The sequence below is a fragment of the Hirschia maritima DSM 19733 genome (genome assembly GCF_000378345.1).
Classification (GTDB): domain Bacteria; phylum Pseudomonadota; class Alphaproteobacteria; order Caulobacterales; family Hyphomonadaceae; genus Hirschia; species Hirschia maritima.
Map to the genome: position 1 here is coordinate 401,749 of NZ_KB899544.1, position 22,260 is coordinate 424,008.

24 protein-coding genes and 1 riboswitch are annotated in these 22,260 nt (G+C 45.1%); of the genes, 13 read left to right on the plus strand and 11 right to left on the minus strand.

Annotation, left to right across the window (positions count from 1 at the left end; all coding sequences use genetic code 11):
• Nucleotides 1-55: 55 nt before the first annotated feature.
• Both F551_RS0101760 and F551_RS0101765 read left to right on the plus strand, forming a co-directional pair.
• The gene (locus tag F551_RS0101760; RefSeq protein WP_018995755.1) at nucleotides 56-1,036 is read left to right on the plus strand and encodes an LLM class flavin-dependent oxidoreductase; all 981 of its coding nucleotides are present in this window, start codon (nucleotides 56-58) and stop codon (nucleotides 1,034-1,036) included.
• 8 nt (nucleotides 1,037-1,044) lie between these two features.
• Nucleotides 1,045-1,845: an SDR family NAD(P)-dependent oxidoreductase gene (locus tag F551_RS0101765; protein ID WP_018995756.1), complete on the plus strand. Its 801-nt coding sequence runs from the start codon at nucleotides 1,045-1,047 to the stop codon at nucleotides 1,843-1,845.
• A 112-nt stretch (nucleotides 1,846-1,957) separates the two neighbouring features.
• On the opposite strand, the gene F551_RS0101770 is transcribed toward F551_RS0101765, so the two are convergent.
• Entirely contained in the window at nucleotides 1,958-2,224 is a 267-nt protein-coding gene (locus tag F551_RS0101770) for a hypothetical protein (RefSeq protein WP_018995757.1), read from the minus strand.
• Nucleotides 2,225-2,880: 656 nt separating this feature from the next.
• The gene (locus F551_RS0101780) at nucleotides 2,881-3,078 is read right to left on the minus strand and encodes a SlyX family protein (RefSeq protein ID WP_018995759.1); all 198 of its coding nucleotides are present in this window, start codon (nucleotides 3,076-3,078) and stop codon (nucleotides 2,881-2,883) included.
• A gap of 524 nt (nucleotides 3,079-3,602) precedes the next feature.
• Here F551_RS0101780 and F551_RS16060 point away from each other — a divergent pair.
• Both F551_RS16060 and F551_RS0101790 read left to right on the plus strand, forming a co-directional pair.
• A complete protein-coding gene (locus F551_RS16060) occupies nucleotides 3,603-4,208 on the plus strand; it encodes a hypothetical protein (RefSeq protein WP_018995760.1) in 606 nt (201 codons plus the stop codon).
• 150 nt (nucleotides 4,209-4,358) lie between these two features.
• Nucleotides 4,359-4,559 (plus strand): hypothetical protein, encoded by a 201-nt coding sequence (locus F551_RS0101790; RefSeq protein ID WP_155825716.1) that lies wholly within the window; start codon nucleotides 4,359-4,361, stop codon nucleotides 4,557-4,559.
• A 76-nt stretch (nucleotides 4,560-4,635) separates the two neighbouring features.
• On the opposite strand, the gene thiC is transcribed toward F551_RS0101790, so the two are convergent.
• From thiC to F551_RS17255, 3 genes are all read right to left on the minus strand, one after another.
• Nucleotides 4,636-6,528, minus strand: a complete 1,893-nt coding sequence (gene thiC / locus F551_RS0101795; protein WP_018995762.1) for a phosphomethylpyrimidine synthase ThiC — start codon at nucleotides 6,526-6,528, stop codon at nucleotides 4,636-4,638.
• 64 nt (nucleotides 6,529-6,592) lie between these two features.
• Nucleotides 6,593-6,702, minus strand: a riboswitch (TPP riboswitch).
• Between the two features lie 26 nt (nucleotides 6,703-6,728).
• Nucleotides 6,729-7,280: a hypothetical protein gene (locus F551_RS0101800; protein WP_018995763.1), complete on the minus strand. Its 552-nt coding sequence runs from the start codon at nucleotides 7,278-7,280 to the stop codon at nucleotides 6,729-6,731.
• Between the two features lie 96 nt (nucleotides 7,281-7,376).
• A complete protein-coding gene (locus tag F551_RS17255; RefSeq protein ID WP_169334115.1) occupies nucleotides 7,377-7,808 on the minus strand; it encodes a DUF1801 domain-containing protein in 432 nt (143 codons plus the stop codon).
• A 151-nt stretch (nucleotides 7,809-7,959) separates the two neighbouring features.
• Between F551_RS17255 and F551_RS0101805 the strand changes: the two genes are divergently transcribed.
• Nucleotides 7,960-9,072 carry a methyl-accepting chemotaxis protein gene (locus tag F551_RS0101805; protein ID WP_018995764.1) on the plus strand — a complete coding sequence of 371 codons (1,113 nt, stop codon included), beginning with the start codon at nucleotides 7,960-7,962 and terminating at the stop codon, nucleotides 9,070-9,072.
• Between the two features lie 7 nt (nucleotides 9,073-9,079).
• On the opposite strand, the gene F551_RS0101810 is transcribed toward F551_RS0101805, so the two are convergent.
• Together F551_RS0101810 and F551_RS0101815 are read right to left on the minus strand one after the other, a co-directional pair.
• On the minus strand, nucleotides 9,080-9,643 hold the full coding sequence (locus tag F551_RS0101810) for a hypothetical protein (RefSeq protein ID WP_018995765.1): 564 nt from the start codon (nucleotides 9,641-9,643) through the stop codon (nucleotides 9,080-9,082).
• 3 nt (nucleotides 9,644-9,646) lie between these two features.
• Nucleotides 9,647-10,009 (minus strand): ribonuclease E inhibitor RraB, encoded by a 363-nt coding sequence (locus tag F551_RS0101815; RefSeq protein WP_018995766.1) that lies wholly within the window; start codon nucleotides 10,007-10,009, stop codon nucleotides 9,647-9,649.
• A 128-nt stretch (nucleotides 10,010-10,137) separates the two neighbouring features.
• Here F551_RS0101815 and F551_RS0101820 point away from each other — a divergent pair, with 128 nt between their 5' ends.
• Together F551_RS0101820 and F551_RS0101825 are read left to right on the plus strand one after the other, a co-directional pair.
• Nucleotides 10,138-10,518, plus strand: coding sequence for an ArsR/SmtB family transcription factor (locus F551_RS0101820; protein WP_018995767.1), 381 nt, complete (start codon nucleotides 10,138-10,140; stop codon nucleotides 10,516-10,518).
• 4 nt (nucleotides 10,519-10,522) lie between these two features.
• Nucleotides 10,523-11,017: an SRPBCC family protein gene (locus tag F551_RS0101825; RefSeq protein WP_018995768.1), complete on the plus strand. Its 495-nt coding sequence runs from the start codon at nucleotides 10,523-10,525 to the stop codon at nucleotides 11,015-11,017.
• 15 nt (nucleotides 11,018-11,032) lie between these two features.
• Here the strand turns inward: F551_RS0101825 and F551_RS0101830 are convergent, their stop codons facing one another.
• On the minus strand, nucleotides 11,033-11,413 hold the full coding sequence (locus F551_RS0101830) for an MmcQ/YjbR family DNA-binding protein (protein WP_018995769.1): 381 nt from the start codon (nucleotides 11,411-11,413) through the stop codon (nucleotides 11,033-11,035).
• 126 nt (nucleotides 11,414-11,539) lie between these two features.
• Between F551_RS0101830 and creD the strand changes: the two genes are divergently transcribed.
• The 3 genes from creD (at nucleotide 11,540) to zapE (ending at nucleotide 15,073) form a co-directional block, all read left to right on the plus strand.
• Nucleotides 11,540-12,958, plus strand: coding sequence for a cell envelope integrity protein CreD (gene creD / locus F551_RS0101835; protein WP_018995770.1), 1,419 nt, complete (start codon nucleotides 11,540-11,542; stop codon nucleotides 12,956-12,958).
• A gap of 439 nt (nucleotides 12,959-13,397) precedes the next feature.
• Entirely contained in the window at nucleotides 13,398-13,829 is a 432-nt protein-coding gene (locus F551_RS0101845; RefSeq protein WP_026296595.1) for a response regulator, read from the plus strand.
• A 104-nt stretch (nucleotides 13,830-13,933) separates the two neighbouring features.
• Nucleotides 13,934-15,073: a cell division protein ZapE gene (gene zapE, locus F551_RS0101850; protein WP_233355187.1), complete on the plus strand. Its 1,140-nt coding sequence runs from the start codon at nucleotides 13,934-13,936 to the stop codon at nucleotides 15,071-15,073.
• A gap of 44 nt (nucleotides 15,074-15,117) precedes the next feature.
• On the opposite strand, the gene F551_RS0101855 is transcribed toward zapE, so the two are convergent.
• A complete protein-coding gene (locus F551_RS0101855; RefSeq protein WP_018995774.1) occupies nucleotides 15,118-16,659 on the minus strand; it encodes a hypothetical protein in 1,542 nt (513 codons plus the stop codon).
• A 238-nt stretch (nucleotides 16,660-16,897) separates the two neighbouring features.
• Nucleotides 16,898-17,680: a class I SAM-dependent methyltransferase gene (locus F551_RS17010; RefSeq protein WP_018995775.1), complete on the minus strand. Its 783-nt coding sequence runs from the start codon at nucleotides 17,678-17,680 to the stop codon at nucleotides 16,898-16,900.
• A 272-nt stretch (nucleotides 17,681-17,952) separates the two neighbouring features.
• Here F551_RS17010 and mdh point away from each other — a divergent pair, with 272 nt between their 5' ends.
• Complete coding sequence (mdh, locus tag F551_RS0101865; protein ID WP_026296597.1) at nucleotides 17,953-18,915, plus strand: malate dehydrogenase; 963 nt, start codon at nucleotides 17,953-17,955, stop codon at nucleotides 18,913-18,915.
• A gap of 65 nt (nucleotides 18,916-18,980) precedes the next feature.
• On the opposite strand, the gene F551_RS0101870 is transcribed toward mdh, so the two are convergent.
• Nucleotides 18,981-19,331 (minus strand): DUF1428 domain-containing protein, encoded by a 351-nt coding sequence (locus F551_RS0101870; protein WP_018995777.1) that lies wholly within the window; start codon nucleotides 19,329-19,331, stop codon nucleotides 18,981-18,983.
• Between the two features lie 215 nt (nucleotides 19,332-19,546).
• On the opposite strand from F551_RS0101870, the gene F551_RS0101875 reads away from it, so the two are divergent.
• Both F551_RS0101875 and F551_RS0101890 read left to right on the plus strand, forming a co-directional pair.
• Nucleotides 19,547-20,164, plus strand: a complete 618-nt coding sequence (locus F551_RS0101875) for a peroxiredoxin family protein (RefSeq protein WP_018995778.1) — start codon at nucleotides 19,547-19,549, stop codon at nucleotides 20,162-20,164.
• A gap of 717 nt (nucleotides 20,165-20,881) precedes the next feature.
• Entirely contained in the window at nucleotides 20,882-22,174 is a 1,293-nt protein-coding gene (locus F551_RS0101890) for a TAXI family TRAP transporter solute-binding subunit (protein WP_026296598.1), read from the plus strand.
• Nucleotides 22,175-22,260 lie beyond the last annotated feature (86 nt).

Genomic DNA, 22,260 nt, shown 5'->3' on the forward strand with positions numbered 1-22,260 from the left:
AGAATACAACGTCAACATATAGAGTGGATCAGAATTTAGTTTTTAGGCCAGAATAATGATTCCAATTTCCATTCTAGATCTTGCGCACATCGTTGAAGGCAGCAACTCCACCAGAACATTTGCTGACTCAGTTGAGTTGGCAAAAGCGGCTGAAATATTGAATTATGATCGTGTTTGGTATGCTGAACATCACAATATGCGGGGAGTGGCCAGTTCCGCGACATCTGTTCTCATCTCCCACATTGCGGCCCAAACTAAGACTATTCGTTTGGGAGCAGGTGGTATTATGTTGCCTAACCATTCGCCACTTGCCATAGCTGAGCAATTTGGAACATTGGCAACTTTGTATCCGGATAGAATTGATTTGGGATTGGGCCGAGCACCCGGTGGTGATCAGGAAACAATGCGCGCAATGCGGCGTAACAAACATGCTGGAGACAATTTCGGCGGAGATGTCGCAGAGCTGCTGAGCTATTTGGACGTTCCCAATCCATCCGCCAGAATAGTGGCGGTTCCTGGGGAGGGGACTAAAGTTCCTGTGTGGATTTTGGGTTCTAGCCTCTATGGTGCGCAATTGGCAGCAGAATTGGGATTGCCATATGCATTTGCATCTCATTTTGCGCCACAGCAATTAGTGCCTGCTGTGGAATTGTATCGTCAGGCATTTAAACCTTCTCAGTATTTGGCAAAACCGCACTTCATGTTTGCTGCCAATGTGTTTGCTGCGGACACTCAAAGCGAAGCAGAGTATCATTTTTCATCTTTGCAGCAGGCATTTGTACGAATGGTTACAGGGAACCGCGCACAACTGCCTGCGCCCGCTGAAAACTTGGAAATTCCACCTCAAATTCAACAACAAACGGATATGATGTTGGCAGCGAGTGCTGTCGGAACGAAAGAGCAAGTTGTCGAAGACCTTAAGCCGTTTCTCGAACGGCTAAAGCCAGATGAGATCATCATGACTTCGGCCTTTTACGATCCTAAAGCGCGGTTACGTTCCATGGAACTTGTGGCCGAGATAAAAGAACAATTGTGAGAAATGATATGAGCAAGACAATACTATTAACCGGTGCGACAGATGGAATTGGGCTGGAAACAGCAAGACGTCTTGTGAGTGAGGGGCATACAGTTTTGCTTCATGGGCGTAATCCGGAGAAATTGCAAAAAGTGAAATTGCAATTGTCAGAATTGGGAAGTGTTGAGAGCTATATTGCTGACATGTCCCAACTGGATGACGTCGCTAAAATGGCAGACAATATTCTAGCAGACCATAAAATGATCGATGTGGTTATCAACAATGCTGGAGTATTGAAAACGTCTGCTCCGCTTACACCAGACGGGTTTGATACTCGGTTTGTCGTCAATACGTTTGCCCCTTATTTGTTGACGCAAAAGCTATTGCCAATCATGTCCGCGCAAGGGCGAATTATAAATCTTTCATCCGCTGCCCAAGCAGAGGTGAACGTGGCCGCTATGCTTGGTGATCAACCGCTTGATGATATGGCGGCCTATGCGCAGAGCAAGCTTGCCATCACAATGTGGACACGTGCGATGGCGGAAAAACACAAAGATGAAAACCGCGTGTTTATTGCCGTGAATCCTGGATCATTGCTCGCCAGTAAAATGGTGAAAGAAGGTTTTGGAATGGCAGGAAATGATATCAACATAGGCGTTGATATTTTATGTCGAACCAGTCTTTCCGATGAGTTTGCGAATGCATCCGGCCAATATTTTGACAATGATAGTGGTCAGATAGCTGCGCCTCAAGCAGATGGTTTGGATGACATCAAAATAAAGAAAATTGTTGATGCTATTGAAAGCGTTACAGCCAAATATACTTCCTAAAATAAAGGAATCGAGATCCGGCAGGTTGGGGGGATTTCGCCGGATCTCGACCTCTGAAAACTAGCGGTAGTTTTAGGGAGGGACTGGGTACCGCTAGTTAGAAACGTAATGATTAATCGTTTAATGCGCTTCGTATCGTGCGGCGCACGGCTTTACGAATTGGTGTTTGTTTTTTCACAACAACAGCTTTTTGGACAACCACACCTCTGGGCGCAACAGCCACTTTGGTCACCTTGGCGCGTTTCACAGCTGGGGCCTTCTTCACCACAACAACTTTCGTGACAGACTTAACCGCGACTGGTTTTGCCATTGCGGGCATGGTAAGTCCGCAGCCCAATATTCCTGCGATCACGAGTGATTTGAGTGCATTGCTTGGCATATTATCCTCCGTCTTTCGTCTTTGATATGAGTTATACGAGGAGGGGTAGTTCAATCCGTCGTTTTTTATGCACAAATATCTCCGCCATCGATTGCCGATGCGAGAGTATGCATAAATGGGCTGCAAGGCGTTGCCATTAACAGCGATAATGATAGCTGGATCGCTCCAGCAGTAGAAGTAGCTGCCTCTGGCAACGCCTCACCTGATATTTTGTCCGCAGTGAAGACCTGTCTTACAGAGGCTCCATGAACCTCAGCCAGGGAAGCGTACCTCCTCTGGTTCCCTTTCTGGTACAGCGCCCAAAAGCTCTTTCCGGTCTACCGAAGCTAAAGACCGGCGAGTCCCCTCAGGATATCAGTCCTCTCATCAGAAATGCCAAGTCGGTCGCGCAATTTCCGCCCACACAATGCGATGAGAAGATGAGGGCAGTATGTGCAGTGATGTGAGGGAGGGGGATTAGTTTTACTTTATTGTCATCCCAAACTTGATTTGGGATCCACGGTTTACACATGGCTAGCTTTTCCAAGGAGGAATTATGAGTTACGAGTCAAACCGATTTTCATCAGTCTTAAAAGCTAGTCACTATCGATGAGTGGATCCCAGTCTGCACTGGGATGACAGTATTTGTCGTAGGCACTGCTTGGACCAAACAAACCCTAATAATGCGGCGGCGGCTGGTGTGCTGGCGGCGCATCCGCGCTTGAGCCTGCGCTTTCTTCCATGCGCTCTATCTGGCGCTGAAGCTTCTCGATCAGCTTCCATTGCTCCATCACAGTGGCATTTAGCTCTTCAATCGTCTCGTCCTGATGAACGATCCGCATCTCAAGCGCGTCTAGGCGGGATATATCTGTCATGCCGAGTTGATAGCGTTGGATGGCGTATGGGGCAATGGGGAGTATTGTTCATATGTCGGGGAGCGATCCTACGGTGACATAATTTAGATACAATAAAACCTGTTTGAGTTTATATACTCGTTCCCTAATACCCCTTATCGATCCCAATACACGATACCGTGATACCTAGATACTACGAGACACGATACCCGGATACCGTATTGTTATAAATAATTTGTTTATTTTCAGGTGATTGTGGATCTTGATCTATATATATAATCCATCTCATATATTAAGTATGCTGTTTTTAAGCGAACTCACTATCTCAGTTTGGTATATATTGCGTTTTGTTGTGCCATCTATACCTGAACTTGGCATTCGACTTTTCGTCTTGAGTGTCCTATAAATAAATTATCGGGAACGTACGGAGTTAGCTGGTGTCCAAAGCTAGTAGTATCTCTGGTTGAACTTTATCCGGGATTTAACAACTAGTACTGTTAGAGGAAAGCGTCCAAACCTTTCTTTGTTTTTTATAGGAGGTGAATATGTCCCGACGAAGACATAAAGATGTATTGAGGCGTCAAATAGAGGCGCGCTCTAAATTGTGGCCCGAGCTTGATGTGAATGAATTGTGGGATAAGCAGAATGAAGGGTGGGTTGCGCTCCCTAGGTTGATGCCTTTGATGATGAGCATCATGGATGATTTGTCTGGAAAAGGGTTTCCAGTAAGTCGTACATATTTGGAAATGTGGTCAAGACTTCGAGATGAGTATTTTTTAACTCTTAATCGTCCTGAGGAGATGGCGTTTCACGCTGGATTTGAGGGGCAGCGAGCTTTGCGGACTTGGAAGGATCGAGTTCAACGGTTGGCTAACTTAGGTTTTATAGGGGTAAAGTCGGGGCCGATTGGCGAGCTGTCTTATGCGATTTTTTATAACCCGTACTATGTGGTGAAACGTGCATATCTGAAAAGTGAATTTCAAGAGAATAAATGGCAGGCTTTGTTAGTTCGAGCGAATGAGATTGGTGTATTTGATATTGACGATATTGATGATGATGGAAAGCTCATTCCACTTGAGGAGGAACCGATTCCGTCGTCGCATAAACTCAAGCGGAGGGCGGCGCAGAGCACTAAATTAAGCGAGCTTTGATTAATTTGTTTATCACAAAGTCGCAATCTTGAAATATCCGTATTCCCAGACTTGATCTGGGATCCAGACATAGGGAAATGTCGCGCAAAGCGCGGCTTTATATCTTGGCCTAGATCCCCGCCTGCGCGGGGAAAATGGGTGGTGATTTGGGTGAGTAGACAAGCTAACACTGTCATCCCTGCGGAGGCAGGGATCCACTTATCTACACTAGCTTGCGTTGAAGAGTGGATCCCAAATCAAGTTTGGGATGACCGTTGGTTGTTGCTCGGTGGAGATGAGCAACAACCAACGGTCATGCCCGATGAGCTTGCTCATCTGGGTATCCAGCTCCTGAACTTTCGACGCCTTTAGAGTTTTGCTATTTCGGGAGTTGGATCCCCTGACGGCGGAGCCGCCGGGGATGACGCATGGATAAGGCGCTAAAGTCTTAATCAATCGGCTCGCGTTTTTCGCCTGACTCGCTGAGGTAGATTTCTCCGCCTTTTTCGACGAATTCCTGAGACTTTTGCGCCATGCCTTGTTCGGCTTCCAATTGGAGGGCTTTTTTCTCATTGTCTGAGAGTGTGTCAGCATAATCGCGCACGTCTTGCGTGATCTTCATGGAACAGAATTTCGGGCCACACATAGAGCAGAAGTGCGCGACTTTGTGCGCATCTTTTGGCAATGTCTGGTCGTGGAAATCACGGGCTGTTTCAGGGTCCAGCGCGAGGTTGAACTGATCTTCCCAGCGGAACTCAAAACGTGCACGTGATAAAGCATCATCGCGAATTTGCGCTGCGGGGTGGCCTTTGGCAAGGTCTGCTGCGTGGGCGGCCAGGCGGTATGTGATCACACCCACTTTTACATCGTCACGATCTGGCAAGCCAAGGTGTTCTTTTGGGGTCACGTAACACAGCATTGCTGTACCATACCAACCAATCATAGCCGCACCGATACCAGATGTGATGTGGTCATAACCTGGCGCGATATCTGTTGTGAGGGGGCCAAGCGTATAGAAGGGTGCTTCACCACATTCTTTGAGTTGCTTGGTCATGTTGACCTTGATCTTGTGCATTGGCACGTGACCCGGGCCTTCAATCATCACCTGACAGCCTTTGGTCCAAGCAATTTTTGTGAGTTCGCCAAGTGTTTCAAGCTCTGCAAATTGGGCGCGGTCATTGGCATCTGCCACAGCACCCGGACGCAAGCCATCACCCAGAGAGAATGTCACGTCATACTTGCGCATGATGTCACAGATTTCTTCAAAGTGGGTGTAGAGGAAGCTTTCCTTGTGGTGGGTCAGCATCCATTTGGCCATGATGGAACCACCACGCGATACGATACCACATGTGCGGTTCACGGTGAGGTGGATGTAAGCCAAGCGTACACCGGCGTGGATGGTGAAATAGTCGACGCCTTGCTCACATTGTTCGATCAATGTGTCGCGGTAGACTTCCCATGTTAGGTCTTCGGCAATGCCGTTCACTTTTTCCAAAGCTTGGTAGATTGGCACTGTCCCGATTGGTACAGGAGAGTTACGCAAAATCCATTCACGTGTGTTGTGGATGTTGCGGCCTGTGGACAGGTCCATCACATTGTCTGCACCCCAACGCGTAGCCCAGACCATTTTTTCCACTTCTTCTTCCACAGAAGAGGCCACAGCAGAGTTACCAATGTTGGCGTTAATCTTCACAAGGAAGTTGCGACCAATGATTTGTGGCTCAAGCTCTGGGTGGTTGATGTTGGATGGGATAACCGCGCGGCCTTTGGCGATTTCGTCACGCACGAATTCTGGAGTGATGAATTCTGGAATTTCTGCGCCAAAGCTTTCGCCTTGTGCCACTGTTTCAGCAGCATTTTCAACAGCTTCTTGGCGGCCCATATTTTCGCGCTCGGCGATGTAGATCATCTCTTTCGTGATGATGCCAGCGCGGGCAAATTCGAGCTGTGTGATTGGGCCATCGCCAACACCGCGAAGAGGCTTGTGTTTGGTGGGGAATTCGCGGGCAAGGTGTTTACCTGTCGCGCCGCCATTGTCTTCGATTTTGATGTCGCGGCCTTCATATTCTTCGACATTTCCGCGCTCTAATACCCAAGCAGTACGCTCACGAGCCAAACCTTTTTCAACGTCGATCTCAACGGATGGGTCAGAATAGGGGCCAGATGTGTCATACACAGGCACTGGCGGTTCATTCGCGCTTGGGTGCAGGTCGATCTCGCGGCGGGGCACGCGCAATGTCGGGTCCGCCTTTGGATTTGTGTACACTTTGCGAGAGCTAGGCAGCGGGCCAGTCGTCACTTTAGGTGTTTCAAATTCAGATTGGTTTGTTGGTTTGTTCATAACAGTGCAGGACCCAGTAATTATGGTTAGCGGCCTGCTTCAGCGTGGAAGGGTGGTGGCTTTCCGTCTGCCCCAAATCCGTTCCTACGCCGGCACAAACCGGATCAGGTTCAAAGGGTGCTGGGGAGGTGTCCCCATCTCAGCGCTTAACCATACGCGCCCCTCGGATGAGAAGGAAGATACCTGATTATTCCGGTGGGTCAATTGGGAGAAGGAAGGTGGGGGCTATTTTTGTCCTTTGTTTCTCCGCTTATCCGGATAAGCATATCGGAGTTCAGGATATGTTTTAATTGTTTTAGTTTTTGATGATCTGCGTACACAAGAAGTACATGTTTTATCTTTGCAGATTTCAATTTTTTTCCACCTGACTTGGCGGGGTGAAGAATAAGAAAGCTGGGATCGAAATTGTACGTTTTTATGAATTTTATGTCTTCTGGCACTAGAACTGCCATTTTATCTGTGCCTTCGATCTTTATGACTATTTGATTTTTAGAAATGATAAATCTTGATTTTTTTATGTTGGGCACTTCAAGAATAACCTTGATTGCAACAATAACAACTATCAAAAAAACTGCGAAGCAATCATATAAATCTAAAGGTGATCGCAAAAATATTAACCTAGCAATCCAGTACACTAGAAGATTGGTCACAACCAATGTGATTGCTCTAATAAATTGAAATTTGAAAGAAAAGTTATTGTTGGGCCCTGCTTCCCAGTTAATGCTGTTTGACTCATTTGTATTGTGACTCATGAATAATATTTCCCCTTAAACCCTATCCATACGCGCCTCTCGGATAAGGGAGAAAATACCTGTTTGTTCAGGTTGGTCAATTGTGGTTTGGTTGTCTCACTTCCGTTTGCGGGAATGATAAGTCAGCGCCATCGTTATGCAATGTGTAATAGCATCCGTTGGAAGGGGGGTGTCGGTTGCTATTCTTAGTTCTCGATTACCTATCAAAGTAAGCTGATCTTCATAGAGGTCGCGCCATTCGCCAACGAGGCTTGTTTGGCAATGAACAAACAATGAAACGAAAGCCGCATTCTCCATATCCCATCCAAGGCGTAATGTTGTGCCGCTTTTAGTTTGTTCGGTGAGATAGGATAATTGTCCCCATTTGAGCGTTTCAGTGAGTGGGCCGATGTCAGGGTTTGATGCGGCCGTTCTGAGGATTAGGTCTCTTAATTGCGATACCAAAGGCAGAAGATTTGTGGGGCATTGGCGTATTGTTGACTGAATTTTGAGAGGGCATTGCGAAAGGGGCCGTATTTCTTTTTTCAAAATTAGCTCCTTTGAAGATTGGAGTTATCTTAGGCGTGTTCGACCTGTAATCAATTACCAATTTCAGGTGTCGCAGTGATTAAACTTAAACAAAAACTTAACAAAATGGTGGGAATTGTAAGTAATTAGGAAATTCCGGCTGAGGTTTTTTATGGTTTCGAATTTACGAAATGCGATCATTGTCACCGCAATAGGTGGAGCAATATTGGTTTGTATCCATCAGGGGCAGGCCCTTTTGGGGGGCGCTTCGTTTGATCCATTGAGCGCGTTGTTGACTTTGGCTGTTGTATTTGTGGTTTCAATTATATCAGCCAGAACAAGCATACAGAATGCCGCGATGTTGGTGGCTAAAACTGATAGTGCTCAAACTAGTACTCGGGCAATCATTGTTGATGAAGCTGCTGATTCGGCAAATGTAGATTCGACCAATGCTCAGCATTTGAAACCGCGTGATGACGAGAAACAAATTCTTCAAAAAGTAGGAGATGAAGTCGGCGTTATTCGAGCTACCGCAGTGAAGGTAAACACGCGATCACGAGAGAGAGAACAACATATTCAAAACGCGATAGATTTTGCAGATGGATTTGTGGAAGACTTAAAGTCCGAAGTTGATAGCCTCTCTCAAGATATCACGATGTTTGAAAACACAAACCAAATCGTATTTGATGCCTCGGAATCCGTTAGAAAGAGTTTGGACGCTGTTGAGAAGGCGAATGCAGACCGTCAATTAACAGAGCAGGCTGTTGGTGAGTTCGAAACCACGTTCTCTCGCATTAACGAGATGACTGCTAAGGTGTCTGAAATTGCATCTCGGACAAATTTGTTAGCGCTGAATGCCGCAATTGAAGCAGCACGTGCTGGCGAGGCGGGACGTGGATTTAATATTGTTGCCAATGAGGTGAAGCAATTGTCTCAATCATCTGCAAATGCAGCGGATGATATCAATGCGTTGATCAGCGAATTGGGCGCATCCACACAAACAATGTCGATAAAAATCGCTGAGTTGGGCAATTCTTTAGAGCATGTTGAAGCAGAAAGTAGCGCCATCAATCAGTCAACTGATCGTGTTGCTGAAACAGTTGGAACTGCGTTATCAAACCTGCAGAAAAATTCCGCCAACGCACAAGAAAATGTATCCCGTATAAACAGGCTGCGGGAAGATTTCTCATCGTTGAAAGAGGATACTAAAGCTGCAATCTCCGGATCTTCAAAAAATATCGAATTGACTGAAGGTGTCCTTCAATCTCTTAAAAAGATATCATGATATCAGATCAGGTTTCTGTCGGTAGAAATCCATCCACCAAAGCTTTCACGGCTTGTAGGTCTTCCAAATGGACGAACAAAAAGGGTGGTTTGCGCGCTTCGTCAGTGTCGCTTTCATCATTTGATCTAGCTAACATCAGTAGTTGAGTTTGGCCTTGTCCATCGATTTGTGTGTGGGAGATTTCTGATACATCTACTTCGTCAAATATTTCACCATTATCGCGTGTGGATATCGCGCGTTGATTGGTGACGAAATAGTGAGCAGGCATAGTGTGGGAGCCAGTTAGCCTGAAACGTTCGACAAAAGCCCAAAGCGCGACGAGGGCAATTAGCACTGCAGGGCCGGTAATCACAGTTGCGATCAAGCGAGATGTGCGAATATTTTCGGTAACGCCCCAAAATCCGTTTGCGAACAGTATTAGCATATATAAAGCAAGTAAGAGCATTGCTCCCGCCAAGCTTCCATAAATCAACCGGCTTCTATTATTGATACCGTTCATAATTTGGGTATCGATTGGCGCATTCCAGATGATTTCTTCTTCTGGTTTTAGATCAATATGTGGATGGTTCATGGATTAACTGTTCTCAGGTGCGTTGCCAAAAGTTCCCCATCCATCGGCTGCACCGCCCACGGGCTCTGCGATAGCTTGAAGGTCTTTCTGGATTTGTACGATTTCGTCATACACAGGGATCATATGGATAGAGCAATATACGCTCCATCGGTTATCTTCGGGGTCGCTATCATCAGGTGCAACAATTTCAACTTGATAGCCTTTTTCTTTGAGAGCGTTTTCACATGCAGTTGCGACTGCTTCAGCGGTTTTCTTTGGATGAGCATCGATGGCAAAATCAATCACCATAGGTTGATCCATTTCAGATCCGCTATCGCGAATATGGCTAAGCATTTCACCATCAAAATCATCTGGGTAATTAAACATGGCGATCATCCTTATTGTGCGCAATGAGGCTGGAAAATACCGAGATTTCCTTCGGCGTCAAATGGCAAGGGCAAGATGATCTGATTTGCTACTTGTCAGCATGAAATTTTTAATATAACCATATAGTTATGGAACGTGTTGGTTATACAAATGAGCAAGTGAATTTGGATGCGGTGTTTTCTGCGTTAGCGGATCCGACGCGTCGCGGGATTATCGCGCGATTGGCTTCCGGAGATGCAGCAGTCGGTGATTTGGCAGAGCCATTTGAAATGAGCCAGCCGGCAATATCCAAACATTTGAAAGTGTTAGAAAAAGCAGGGTTGATTGGGCGCCGGATAGATAAGCAAAGGCGGTTATCTAGTTTAAAGGCGGAGCCGATGAAAGAGGCGGTAAATTGGCTGGAGCAATACAAAGAATTCTGGCTGACGAGTTTTGATCAGCTTGATGTTTTGTTGGAAGAATTGAAGACTGAAGAGGTCAATCTGGCCTCGCAAAAAAAGGGGGAGTGACCCAATGACTGAACTACCGCAATTGGTGATTGATCGGGAATTCAAAGCACCGAAAAGCCTTGTCTGGAAGTGCTGGACAAATCCAGAATTATTGGCCCGCTGGTATGGGCCCAATATTGAAACCGTCATTCATAAGTTTGAATTGAAAACAGGTGGTGAATGGCTCAATGAAATGCGTATGGAGAAGGGCTCCATGTTCAGCAAAGCAGTTTTTCAGGATGTTAACCCTGAGGATTTGCTGAGTATGTTGATGTCAACGACAGATGAAAATTGGAATATAATCGCTTCGCCCATGATGCCGGATTGGCCATCCACATTGCTGACTATTGCAGAGTTTACGGAAGACGGCGGCGTTACGAAATTACGCTTTGTTTGGGAGCCACACAACGCATCCGCTGCAGAAATTGAAATGTTTGCCAACATGAAAGATCGCATGGGCGGTGGTTGGGGCATGGGCTTCAATCTTATGGATGAATTGCTGGCCGAGCTTCAAGTGTAAACAGAACGGGGCTGCTTATTCAAGCAGTCCCAATTCGCGTTGTAGTTTCTTGGTGAGGCCTGCAGCGACGATGTCGTGGCTTTGTTTTATATAGCTTTTAAATTCTTCAACGCTGAGCGTTTCATCGCCGGTGCGCTGTATCCATTTCATACCGCGTGAGGCTAGATATGGTGCAGGGCGACAGCCAGGGCTTTCTTTGAGAATTTCCCAAGCCATTTCTGAGACTTTGATGCTGACGCAAACATGGTTTGTATCATCGGGACTAATGTCTTTATTCCAGCCCCCTACGGCAAATACTTTTCCGCCAATTTTCCAGACATGAGCTTCTCCCCATTGCACGACATGGGTAGTGTTTGGGATGGAACGGCAGAAATCATTATAGTCATCTAATTTCATTTATTGTCTCCAAGATTCCTTAAACTGTTCGCAATTTGCCTTTTATGGATCACAATTTAGTCTGAACAAATAGTCATATTTCAATTTGTGGGGCTGAAAACAATTTCATGTTGATAGAGGGATGATATGGAAGATGATAATAATGATGTTTCCGGAGAGGAAGCAGATCGAAATCGGACACGATTGAATGTAGCTGCTTATATACCCAACCGTTCATTTGGTTTGAAATTGCTTTTGGTATGTGGGCTCGCTTTATTAATGGCGATACCGACCATGTTTGTTTGGGGGCTTGTTCATGAGCGCTCTAGCAATGCTGACAAAGCGGTGCGTGAGGTTAGTCATGCACGAGGCGGACAACAAGTTGTGTTGGGCCCCGTTCTATCTGTTCCTTATGAGCAAATGATTACGGAGCGAGCACCGACTGGCCTCAATGGAGCAATGGTTGATGTCCAGAGGAAGAAGACAGGGCAATTCGTTGTCTACGCCAAAAAAGGAAAAGCCAGCGCAGATTTAAAAACTGAAATGCTAAAACGCGGACTGCATCGCGTACCAGTATTTGATGTCAAAGTTGAATTTGACGCCAGCTTTGATTTGGAGCAGGCGATGCTGAATCGGCCTCGTGGCGCAAAGCTTCTATGGGATGAAGCGCGTATCCATATGGGAATGTCGGATTTGAGAGGTGTGAAAGACGAAGTTCTTGTGGAAATTGGAAAAGAGATAATCAGTCTGGGCCCCGGCAATAACACATTAGCCAGCTCTTTGTCGGATATGGTTGGCGGGATTAAAGGCGTTGAACTGAATGAAAATGTTGTTTTTGACTTGAAGGCGAGTATGCGCCTGACAGGTGCCCAAAGAATGGGGTTTGCCGCATTCGCGCAAAACTCTGAAATCAGCCTAACTGGGGATTGGGCTGCGCCTAGTTTTGAAGGCGGCTTTTTACCAGCAGATAGAGAAGTAACGGATGCAGGTTTTTCTGCCGTTTGGAGAGTGCCATACCTTGCAAGAGGTGTAGAGGCTTCTGGAGGAGATCTTCAGTTATTTAATCTCGTGAACTCAAATATGGGCCTGAGTTTATTAGATGAAGCGTCTCCGTATCAATCAGTCATGCGGGCCTTAAAATATGCTCCCATGTTTGTTGGATTGGTGTTTCTGGCATATTTCCTATTTGAGACGACTAGTTCCGTCAGGGCGCACCCAGCACAATATGTGTTGGTTGGTTTAGCTCAGGCTGTGTTTTATCTGTTGTTATTGGGTGTATCCGAGCACGCTGGATTTACGCTTGGGTTTATATTCGCCGCAACTGCAACGGTATTGGCGCTGTCGCTTTATGCTGGTGCAGTGTTTGGTGGAAAAGAAGCTCAGATAAATGCCTTTATTGTGTTCACTTCGCTCTATGCGCTGATTTATGTTTTGATGCGCATGCAAGATTATGCGTTGCTAGTTGGCTCTATTGCTAGTTTTGCTGCCATTGCATTTACAATGTGGAAAACCCGCGATCTGGATTGGTATGGTCTTTCGGGAGAGCAAACTAAAAGAATATCGTAGATTCCGAGTACATATAAAGTATTTGCCTTCATGTACACAGTGTGAAGGCAAATGCCAACAACAGAATAGATTGTTTGAACAGCAAAAGTTTGTTCACAATTATAGATGTTCGGTATTCGTTATTTGATTCTATACTTTATCTATTCTCTTTCTAAGTCTTTCCTGATTTTTGGAAGAAATTGTTGTTTGATGGGGTGTTTCATGACGAAATAGAGTTGGATTTTAGCCTATATGGTGTGCCATCACGAAATTATGAAGCAAAAAAATCCAAATCTTGATTGATTTTGAGAATTCCCAAAAAGCTAATAAGTTCAATTGGGTTAGTTGTTCTACCAGTATTAAGATTAAGAACTTTTATATAGATTTCAGCAGTTAACCTATTTACTGTACTGTAACAAAAATGCATAAGAACGGCTTAGAGGGGTAAGGAGACATCTGCGTGAAAGTTCTATGGGTAGAAGATCATCCTAAGGCATGCGAAATGTTACTGGCAGCAGGGGCGTCAGCGACAAGGCAGCGTTTGCCAGTGGATCTAGTAATGGCAGGATCGCTTATGGAGGCGGAACGTAAACTGCGTCTAGAGCGATTTGACTTGGTTATGCTTGACTTGAGATTGCCAGATTCAATGGATGAAGACACAACCGTTACACGTGTTGCAAGCATGGGTGATTATCGAATTGGTGTTGTCTCGGCCAGTGAAAAGCGTCAATCAATGGTTGATTTCTTGTGCAAGGTTGGACGTAATTGCTCTCCTAAGGCAATCGCAAAGGAAGATTTGGCACTTAACGAATTTAGCCGTTACCCTGACAAGTTTTACAACTTTTTGTTGGATGTAATGGGAGAAAATGATCCCGAAGGTGCGGCGGCTTAGTAGCGCTTCATACGAATCATGTAGAAAGGTCAAACAATGAATGTTTGGCCTTTTTTTATTGGCATTTTTACATTCAGCACTCGACTGATTTGGGTGTTGATATTATGGGCATTGGCATGGTTGAGCTGTATCAAGATTATAAAGCAAGAGTAGATGCCGGCGAGTTGAAAGCAGACTCTGCTCAAGCCTACATGGCTCAGCGCTTTGACAAGTTGGCCAATGATCTTTCACAGGTGAAATCTGGATGGTTTTCCAAACCAATTTACCCCAAGGGTTTGTATATTTGGGGTGGTGTCGGGCGAGGGAAGTCAATGCTGATGGACCTGTTTCATGATCACGCGACATTAAAACCTTCCATGCGAACTCATTTCCATGATTTTATGTTGGAAACGCATGAGTTTATTTCTCAATGGAGAAAGTTCGATCCTAAAGAGAGAAAAAAGCACACTGCCTTTGTAAAAGGTGCCGGCGATGATCCAATTGCGCCAGCAGCTAAGAGAATAGCAGATAGAGCTAAATTGCTGTGCTTTGATGAGTTTTATGTCACAGACATAGCTGATGCAATGATTTTGGGGCGTTTGTTTGAGCAGTTGTGGAAGCGTGATGTTGTAGTCGTTGCCACATCTAATAGGCATCCAGATGAATTGTATAAGGGCGGCATTAATCGCCAATTGTTTGTTCCGTTCATAAACATGATCAAGGACAAGTTGGAAGTCATCGAATTACAATCAGATCAGGATTATAGATTAGAGCGATTGATCACAGCGCCTGTTTATTATTCACCATTGAATGATGAAGCTGAGGCGGCGCTGGAAACATCTTGGAAGCGCTTAACAACTGGTGTCGCTGATCAGAGTGAGGAACTGAACGTACAGGGAAGGAGGGTTCCCGTGCAACGCCATGCTGCGGGATGTGCTTTCTTTAATTTTACGGAATTGTGCGACAGGCCGTTAGGAGCTGCAGATTATTTGAGTATTGCCAGACGCTTTCATACTGTTTTTCTATCTCATGTTCCGATCCTGACACCGGCAAATCGAAATGCAGCTAAACGGTTTGTGACGCTTGTGGATGCTTTGTATGAGGCGCGTACAAAACTGGTGATGAGCGCTGAAGATGAGCCGGGGAATTTGTATCCTGAGGGAGATGGTTCATTCGAATTTTTGCGAACAGTTAGTCGTTTGCATGAAATGAGATCGAGTGAATATCTTGCGGCCGAACGGCAAGCATCTGAAAAAGACTCCTAAATTGAAAAGCCCGCTTGGCTCAAGCGGGCTTCACAGATTGTCACCTAGTTAATTTTTAATGGGTCGACATCATCGATATCTGGTAAATCTTCTAGCAAATCATCAGCTAACATATCTTCGACTTCCGGTGTGTCGGGAAGGTCGGGAAGGTCGGTGATATCTGGAATTTCGTCCATGCCTTCAAGCTCAGGAATGTCTTCAATCGCTTCAGTCTCTACCGCTTCAAGAGGTGCAGATAATTCAGCATCTGACGGATAATCACCAAGTTCAGACAAAGCGTCAGCTACAGGTTCGTCATCAGGTAATTCTAAACTTGTTTCTTCCACAGCGACGAGTTCCGCTGCTGCTTCTATCTCTTCTGGTAGATCTAGATCCGCATCTATCTCAGGAAGGTCGTTATCTATCTCTGGGAGTTCATCTGTAATTTCAGGAAGGTCAGCTTCAATTTCGGTAGAAACATCCGCTGCTGCAATCGTATCGGTGACTTCATCGATAGCATCCGCTTGAGGCAGTTCTTGGCTATTTAATTCTGGCACCTCAAGTTCGTCTAATATTGGAGCGTCTACCTCCAATTCAGCAGTCTCAGCTGCGATTTCTTCGACAACTAATTCCGGGCTCTCTTCCACTTCAGGCAATGCTTCAGTTTCTAGTTCCGGAAGTGAAACTTCTGGTGCCGGTGCTTCCAATTCCGGCTCTGGAAGAGGAGCAGCTTCTTCCTTGCTCGCGGTTTCTGCTAAAGTCGGTTCAGTGAGGTCGGCAACATCTTCGATTTCCGGTAATTCAGCAACTTCCTCAATTGTATTCGTCGCTTCAGATTGAGGAATTTCCTCTAGAGACGACATATCTAAGTCAGCGATATCAGATTCTTCTGCTGTGGGTAGGTCAGAAATCGCAGCAGCAGCAGAGGCTGCCTCCAATGTGATGTCATCTGATATTTCTGGCGTTTCTAGATCTTCAGAAGATGCTTCTTCAAAAGTGTCAGTTATTTTATCAGCGGCGACGGCCGCTGCAGCAGCAGCGGTGGCGGCAGTTGCTGCGACTATAGTTGTCGCGTCGCGGTCATCTTCTTGAGCTGTTTCGGCTTTTGCTTCGGATTTAGCAGCCTTCTTAGCTGCTTTTGCTTCAGCCTTTGCGGTTTCTTCAGCTTGTTTTGCTTCAAGTTTTGCTAATTTTTCAGCTTCCTTAGCCGCCTTTTCAGCTTCTTTTCGTTCTTGTTTCTCGCGAGCTTTATTTTCTTTCTCGCCTGCTTTCATCAACTCTTTGGCTGAGCGCGTATCTTCATTGCTATTTGATAGTTTTCCAATTCCGGAGAACAATCCTGAAAGGAAGTCCACAACAAAGAAGCGACTTAGCACAGTCAACGCGATCACAAATACTGATGTCGGAGTTAGCAAGGAATTGCTTACAGCATCCTGTTGGCTGCCCAATAGTGGAAGCGCCTTCTGGAGGAGTTGATCACTCATTTGAAGTGCGGATTGTTGTATTTCAGGAAAGTAACGAGAAAGAACTGCCCAAATACTCAACACGAAAGCTACTGTTAGCAGGCCTTTAAAGCATGCTTTGAAGATGTTTCCAATTGTATTCATGATATGCCCCTCAGCATCATATTTGATCATGTATGTATCATTATGGAACGACAGAGTTGTGACGGGAAGGGTAAATATTTACTGTGATGCGTTTTTTTTGATGCTCGAATTCCCCAAAATAGAGAATTCATACCTCTTGAGTTGTATTTTAGTGTTTTGCGGCCTGTAAATTGATCACAGTCATTTTGACCCGAGATTAACTCATCTCGGGTCAATTTTTAGGTCGGCTAGCAACGGGTCAGTTGCTTTTTTTGAACTTTAACAAAAAACGATGTGTTTTACGTCGAACACTTGGATCGAACGGGCTAATTGAGAGCGGGTCTTCCAAATTTTCAAGAATTTGGCTGCTTTCAACCAATTCTAGGCCAACCGCTTTTGCTTCTTCGACAATTATAGATTGTTCGATGCGGTGTAAGTCTTGCCCAGCTTGTTTGCCAGAACCCTCAGGTGCAACATGGTCAATCGCGATAAAAACGCCATCATCTTTTAGAATACGCGCGATTTCAGCATATGTTTTTGAAGCGTCTCCAAAACCTTCTGTGCCTTCTGGAACAAAATAGATTTCATGAGGTCCAAGAAACCAAGATACGATATCAACACTTGCTGTTTCAGCGGGTAGGTTGTCGAACTGCGTTCTTACGTATTCTACGTTTGGAAGACGGTTTTCAGCCAATCTTTTATCGTCAGCGTCACCTAGGAAGCCATCAAACCCTTGGGGGTTTTGCATGTAGACCTTACCGTTTGTGCCAACGGCCCTTGAAAACAGTTCGGTATAATATCCGCCACCAGCTTCCATTTCAAATATGGTTTGCCCGGATGATACACCCATGAATTTCATAACTGCTTCTGGTTTTCGGTTCGCATCGTCTTTAGCGTCTTCAGCAGGACGATTGGCGTCTATAAGGAGGCTAGAGAAATTGACGGACGCAGCTTTTGGGCTTGTTGTGTCTGTAGTAGTTGCCGTGCAGCCGGTAAGTATCAAAATTAAGCTGGCGCTAGCGAGTAAAGTGTGACGTTTCATTGTTTCCCTCCAAATCAAAATATTCATTCATGAGAATGGTACAAATTGCGCGATTTTCTAAATCACAAGCTTGTGAACCGAAGCGATATCAGGTGTGGGGTGCCCCTGCGACGATAGGAAATTCTTTTAAATATTGCTCTTGAGAGCAAGCTGGGCTAACTGTCCGCACATAAATTACAGATTTTGGGACATGAATCATGCTTGGTAAACTTTTTGGCGGTATCGCCGGTAAGGCAAGTCGTGATGCACTACAAAAACAGGAGAACCTCCCTATGGCACGCAAAAAGATTGCAATGATCGGCGCAGGAATGATCGGTGGAACATTGGCACACATCGCAGCTCGTGAAGAGCTTGGTGATGTTGTATTGTTCGATATCTTCGGCGGTGTAGCTAAGGGTAAAGCTCTGGACATGGCTGAAGCTACAACTGTTTTCGGTTCTGACGCTGCATTAGCGGGTACAGATTCATACGCAGACATAGCAGGCGCTGATGTTTGTATTGTGACAGCTGGTTTCCCACGTATGCCTGGTATGAGCCGTGATGACCTTATCGGTAAAAACCTAGGTGTTATGAAGCAGGTGGCTGAAGGTATCAAAACACACGCACCAAACGCTTTCGTTATTTGTATTACAAACCCTCTTGATGCGATGGTTTGGGCACTACAAAAGTTCTCAGGTCTTCCAACAAACAAAGTTGTTGGTATGGCTGGTGTTCTTGATTCAGCTCGTTTTGCTTACTTCCTGTCTGAAAAGCTTGGCGTATCTGTGAAAGACATTCGCGCTTGGACGCTTGGTGGTCACGGCGACGACATGGTTCCAATGGTTCGTTATTCAACAGTTGGTGGTTTGCCGCTAAACGTTCTTGTTGAAAACGGCATGCTTTCGCAAGAAGACCTAGATGCTATGGTTGTGCGTACGCGTAAAGGTGGTGGTGAAATCGTTGCGCTTCTGGAAAAAGGTTCTGCTTACTATGCACCTGCTGAATCAGCGATCGCAATGGCTCAATCTTACCTGAAAGACCAAAAACGCGTTCTTCCTTCAGCTGCATACCTATCAGGTGAGTACGGTCAAAACGACATGTATGTTGGTGTTCCAGTTGTGATTGGTGCCGAAGGTGCTGAAAAAGTAATTGAATTCCCAATGGATGATTCAGAAAAAGAAATGATGGAGAAATCTATCTCTGCTGTGAACGTGCTTATCGAAGCATGTAAGAAGCTTGAGCCAGCTCTCGCATAAGTTTTTCTGTACTTAGTTGTTTCTGTAAAAGGCCGCTCCCTCGATTGGGAGTGGCCTTTTTCTTATCAAGCTTTGAAAATTGTATCGAAGCCACCGAAAATCATTCTCTTTCCATCAAATGGCATTTCTTTCATTGCTTCCCAACGTGGATCTGTTTCGAACGATGCCCAGCAAGCGTCGGCTGTTTTTTTATCGGGCCACGTTATCCAGCTAAACACGATGCTTTCATCAGATTGTCGTTTTACTGCCATCGGAAAAGAAGTCGTTTCGCCATCTTGTACATCATTCTCCCAATTTTCTTGAACGCTGATTGCGCCATACTCTTTGAAAAGCGGCCAGCTTAGCTTGGCGAGTTCTGTGTATCGTTCTTTATTGGACTTGGGCACCGGAATTAGAAACCCAGAAACATAGGTCATGAGAACTTTCCTTTATTCAGATTTTCTTTGTGATACTCGTCTGGAATTTAAGTGAACTTACGTCAAAACGCTATTCGCACATAGTTTTGACGGCTTTTCACACTTGCGTGAGATGCTGCCAAATGGGCTGGAAAGTTGAGTCCAGTTTTGTCATTGAGAATGCAATTGCCCGATCATGTAGGGGATCGGGCGACAAATTCTGTAAGGGAAATATAATGAGAAATTCAATTGCTGGGCTGGTATCAGCTTCTTTGATTGCTTTTGGAGTTGCCGGTGCTGCGAATGCTGGACCAGAAAAAGCGGCAAAAATGGAGAAGATGGAAAACCACGAAATTGGCTTGAAGGTTGGCGATACTATTCCAACGGGTGAAGCTGCCGCAAAAGTCGTGACTGGCGTTGATGGTGCGACTTCAACTCTTGAAGCATTGAAAGGTACGAACGGCGCTACTTTTGTATTCGTACGTTCAGCAGATTGGTGTCCATTCTGTAAAAAGCAAATGAAAGACATGGAAAATGTCGCTGCTCAATTGGATGAGCTTGGCTATCCATTGGTCGCTATTTCATATGATGCACCAGAAACGCTTGCTGCGTTTAAAGAGAAACAAAACTTATCTTATCAGCTTGTATCAGATACAGCTTCTGCAAACATCAAAGCGTTTGGTCTTCTAAATACAAAATATGAAGAAGGCTCAAAGGCGTACGGTATTCCGCATCCGGCCGTGCTTGTTGTAGGAAGTGATAACACTGTTGCAGTTAAGCTAATGGAAGAGGGCTATAAAGAGCGTCCTGCTTCTGAAGTTGTATTGAGTGCTGTTCAGTCAATACAAAAATAATTTGGAACTTTAGTTCCACTCAGGCTGCATGGGTGAGCTAGGAAGCTCTTCCATGCTGTCTGAAGTTTCTGGGGAAATTCCCCTCTAACTAATTTACAGAATAACAGCTGTAGAGTTTGTTAGGTTTAGGTAGAATACAGTCACTAGGGCTGCTGCACCTATAAATTGAGCAATAAGTTTAGCCATTGTCTCGTCTCCAATATACTATAGTTATGCGTTATTGCGATAACATGATTATTATATAGTACATTTTGCATATTTTGTGAACGCATACCTTGATATAGGTGATATGCAAATTTGCAATGTGGTGGAAGATGGCTCTTTAAAATTGAATAAATGAAAATCTAGTCGGATTAAAAATAAAAGTTAGAGTTGGTTCAAATTAGATAAATAGTGAAGAACTAGCATTCAGGTTCAAATAGAAACCGGCTGCGATAAGTGATGCTGCTAGAGCAATTCCAATAATTTTGATCATTCTTCTTCCTCCTTGATCTGTTTGCTTCAAGCGTAGATGGGACTAATGCGTTGCTATTGCCAATTCGTCTCACAAATAATGCTTATGCGGTTACTATGATGATATCAGTGCAATAGATGTGCCTTGATATATCTCACTGCAAGAGATGGAAAAGTTAATCATGTTTCATCTGGATTTTGTGGAGGAAACGGGATTATGTTCCCAGCTAGATGCGAAGACTTAGTTGAGTGGGATTACAACACATGCAGGCTCTCCTGAAACGTTACTGGTGGACGGTCTTTTTTATCCTGTTGTTGGTTTGGGGATTGTTCAGTCTCTTGGAACCACCTCCACCTAAGAAAATACTGATGGCGTCAGGTTCCGCTGGAGGGGAGTATTCGGCAACAGCTGATGTTTATAAATCATTGCTGGCGAATATTGATGTGGATGTTGAGGTTTTGAATACCTCTGGTTCAGTTGATAATTTAGCGCGATTGATGAATGGCGAAGTGGATGTTGCCATTGTTCAAAGCGGGGTGGCGAACCCTAATCATAGAGAGAGTTTGTATTCTCTTGGGGCAATTTATTATGAACCCCTATGGGTGTTTAAACGCTCTGAAATTGCAATTGAGGATTTGAGAGGGCTTATAGGGAGTAGAGTTGCAGTCGGCGCAATGGGTTCCGGCGCTCGAGTTCTGTCAGACGTTATTTTATCCGAAAACGGATTGGACGCCGACTCAGTTGAGTTGATAGAGGCAAGCGGAGCAGATGCTGCCCAGCAATTGCTTGAAGGCAGGGTAGATGCTGCTTTTCTTGTGGCAGGGCCTCAAGCCAGCTGGATTAAAAAGCTAATTCGGACGCCGGGAGTGGAGCTTGTTTCAATTGATCGCTCATTGGCTTATGCGCGTCGGCATCCTTATTTAAAAGATGTAGTTCTGCCCGATGGCGCTTTGAGTTTGAAAGAGGATTTACCGGCACAAGATGTTAAACTTATTTCTCCTGTGGCTCAGATCGTTGTTAAGAAAGACCTGCATCCTGCTATTCAGGCAGTTTTGCTGGAAGCTATGACCGAAACTCATAAGTTTGGCGCGCTGTTAAATTCTCCTGAAACGTTCCCAACACCTTTGTTTGCTGATTTACCGATTTCTAAGGAAGCTTCGCGCTATTATGAGCGCGGGCCATCATTCTTGCGTCGTTATTTTCCGTTTGGATTGGCGAACTTTCTTGATCGCGCATGGGTGCTGCTTATTCCATTGATAACTTTGATGGTGCCGATTGTTCGAGCTGGTCCTCCTATATATCGCTGGAGAATTCGCCGTAAAATTTATGTATGGTATCGTGATTTAAGAACGCTTGAAGCAGAGGGGCGTCAGGCTCAAACAGATGAAGAGCGTTTGAAAACTCGATTGAAACTGTCTGAATTGCAGGCCGAAACAGGGAAAGTGGAAGTTCCTGACAGCTATACTGATGATCTTTATCGATTGCGCGCGCATATTCGATTTGTCGCGGAATTACTTGATAAGCAAAATCTGGAAGATGCGGCAGCTTGGATCTGATTTTTAAGAATTTCAGCAACATTTTTTCTTCGAAAAAGAAAATTGTTGTACATTTGTTGCAAAACTCGACTAGATAAGACCTTCAA

Bases quoted from the DNA above. Each gene is read 5' to 3' on its own strand.
- mdh (WP_026296597.1), top strand. From the start codon at position 17,953: ATGGCACGCAAAAAGATTGCAATGATCGGCGCAGGAATGATCGGTGGA.
- F551_RS0101780 (WP_018995759.1), bottom strand. From the start codon at position 3,078: ATGACAGATATATCCCGCCTAGACGCGCTTGAGATGCGGATCGTTCAT.
- F551_RS0101875 (WP_018995778.1), top strand. From the start codon at position 19,547: ATGAGAAATTCAATTGCTGGGCTGGTATCAGCTTCTTTGATTGCTTTT.
- F551_RS0101890 (WP_026296598.1), top strand. From the start codon at position 20,882: ATGCAGGCTCTCCTGAAACGTTACTGGTGGACGGTCTTTTTTATCCTG.
- creD (WP_018995770.1), top strand. From the start codon at position 11,540: ATGGAAGATGATAATAATGATGTTTCCGGAGAGGAAGCAGATCGAAAT.
- F551_RS0101830 (WP_018995769.1), bottom strand. From the start codon at position 11,413: ATGAAATTAGATGACTATAATGATTTCTGCCGTTCCATCCCAAACACT.
- F551_RS0101805 (WP_018995764.1), top strand. From the start codon at position 7,960: ATGGTTTCGAATTTACGAAATGCGATCATTGTCACCGCAATAGGTGGA.
- F551_RS0101825 (WP_018995768.1), top strand. From the start codon at position 10,523: ATGACTGAACTACCGCAATTGGTGATTGATCGGGAATTCAAAGCACCG.
- F551_RS0101820 (WP_018995767.1), top strand. From the start codon at position 10,138: ATGGAACGTGTTGGTTATACAAATGAGCAAGTGAATTTGGATGCGGTG.
- F551_RS16060 (WP_018995760.1), top strand. From the start codon at position 3,603: ATGTCCCGACGAAGACATAAAGATGTATTGAGGCGTCAAATAGAGGCG.
- thiC (WP_018995762.1), bottom strand. From the start codon at position 6,528: ATGAACAAACCAACAAACCAATCTGAATTTGAAACACCTAAAGTGACG.
- F551_RS0101815 (WP_018995766.1), bottom strand. From the start codon at position 10,009: ATGTTTAATTACCCAGATGATTTTGATGGTGAAATGCTTAGCCATATT.
- F551_RS0101810 (WP_018995765.1), bottom strand. From the start codon at position 9,643: ATGAACCATCCACATATTGATCTAAAACCAGAAGAAGAAATCATCTGG.
- F551_RS0101765 (WP_018995756.1), top strand. From the start codon at position 1,045: ATGAGCAAGACAATACTATTAACCGGTGCGACAGATGGAATTGGGCTG.
- F551_RS0101770 (WP_018995757.1), bottom strand. From the start codon at position 2,224: ATGCCAAGCAATGCACTCAAATCACTCGTGATCGCAGGAATATTGGGC.
- F551_RS17010 (WP_018995775.1), bottom strand. From the start codon at position 17,680: ATGAAACGTCACACTTTACTCGCTAGCGCCAGCTTAATTTTGATACTT.
- F551_RS0101855 (WP_018995774.1), bottom strand. From the start codon at position 16,659: ATGAATACAATTGGAAACATCTTCAAAGCATGCTTTAAAGGCCTGCTA.
- F551_RS0101800 (WP_018995763.1), bottom strand. From the start codon at position 7,280: ATGAGTCACAATACAAATGAGTCAAACAGCATTAACTGGGAAGCAGGG.
- zapE (WP_233355187.1), top strand. From the start codon at position 13,934: ATGGGCATTGGCATGGTTGAGCTGTATCAAGATTATAAAGCAAGAGTA.
- F551_RS0101760 (WP_018995755.1), top strand. From the start codon at position 56: ATGATTCCAATTTCCATTCTAGATCTTGCGCACATCGTTGAAGGCAGC.
- F551_RS0101870 (WP_018995777.1), bottom strand. From the start codon at position 19,331: ATGACCTATGTTTCTGGGTTTCTAATTCCGGTGCCCAAGTCCAATAAA.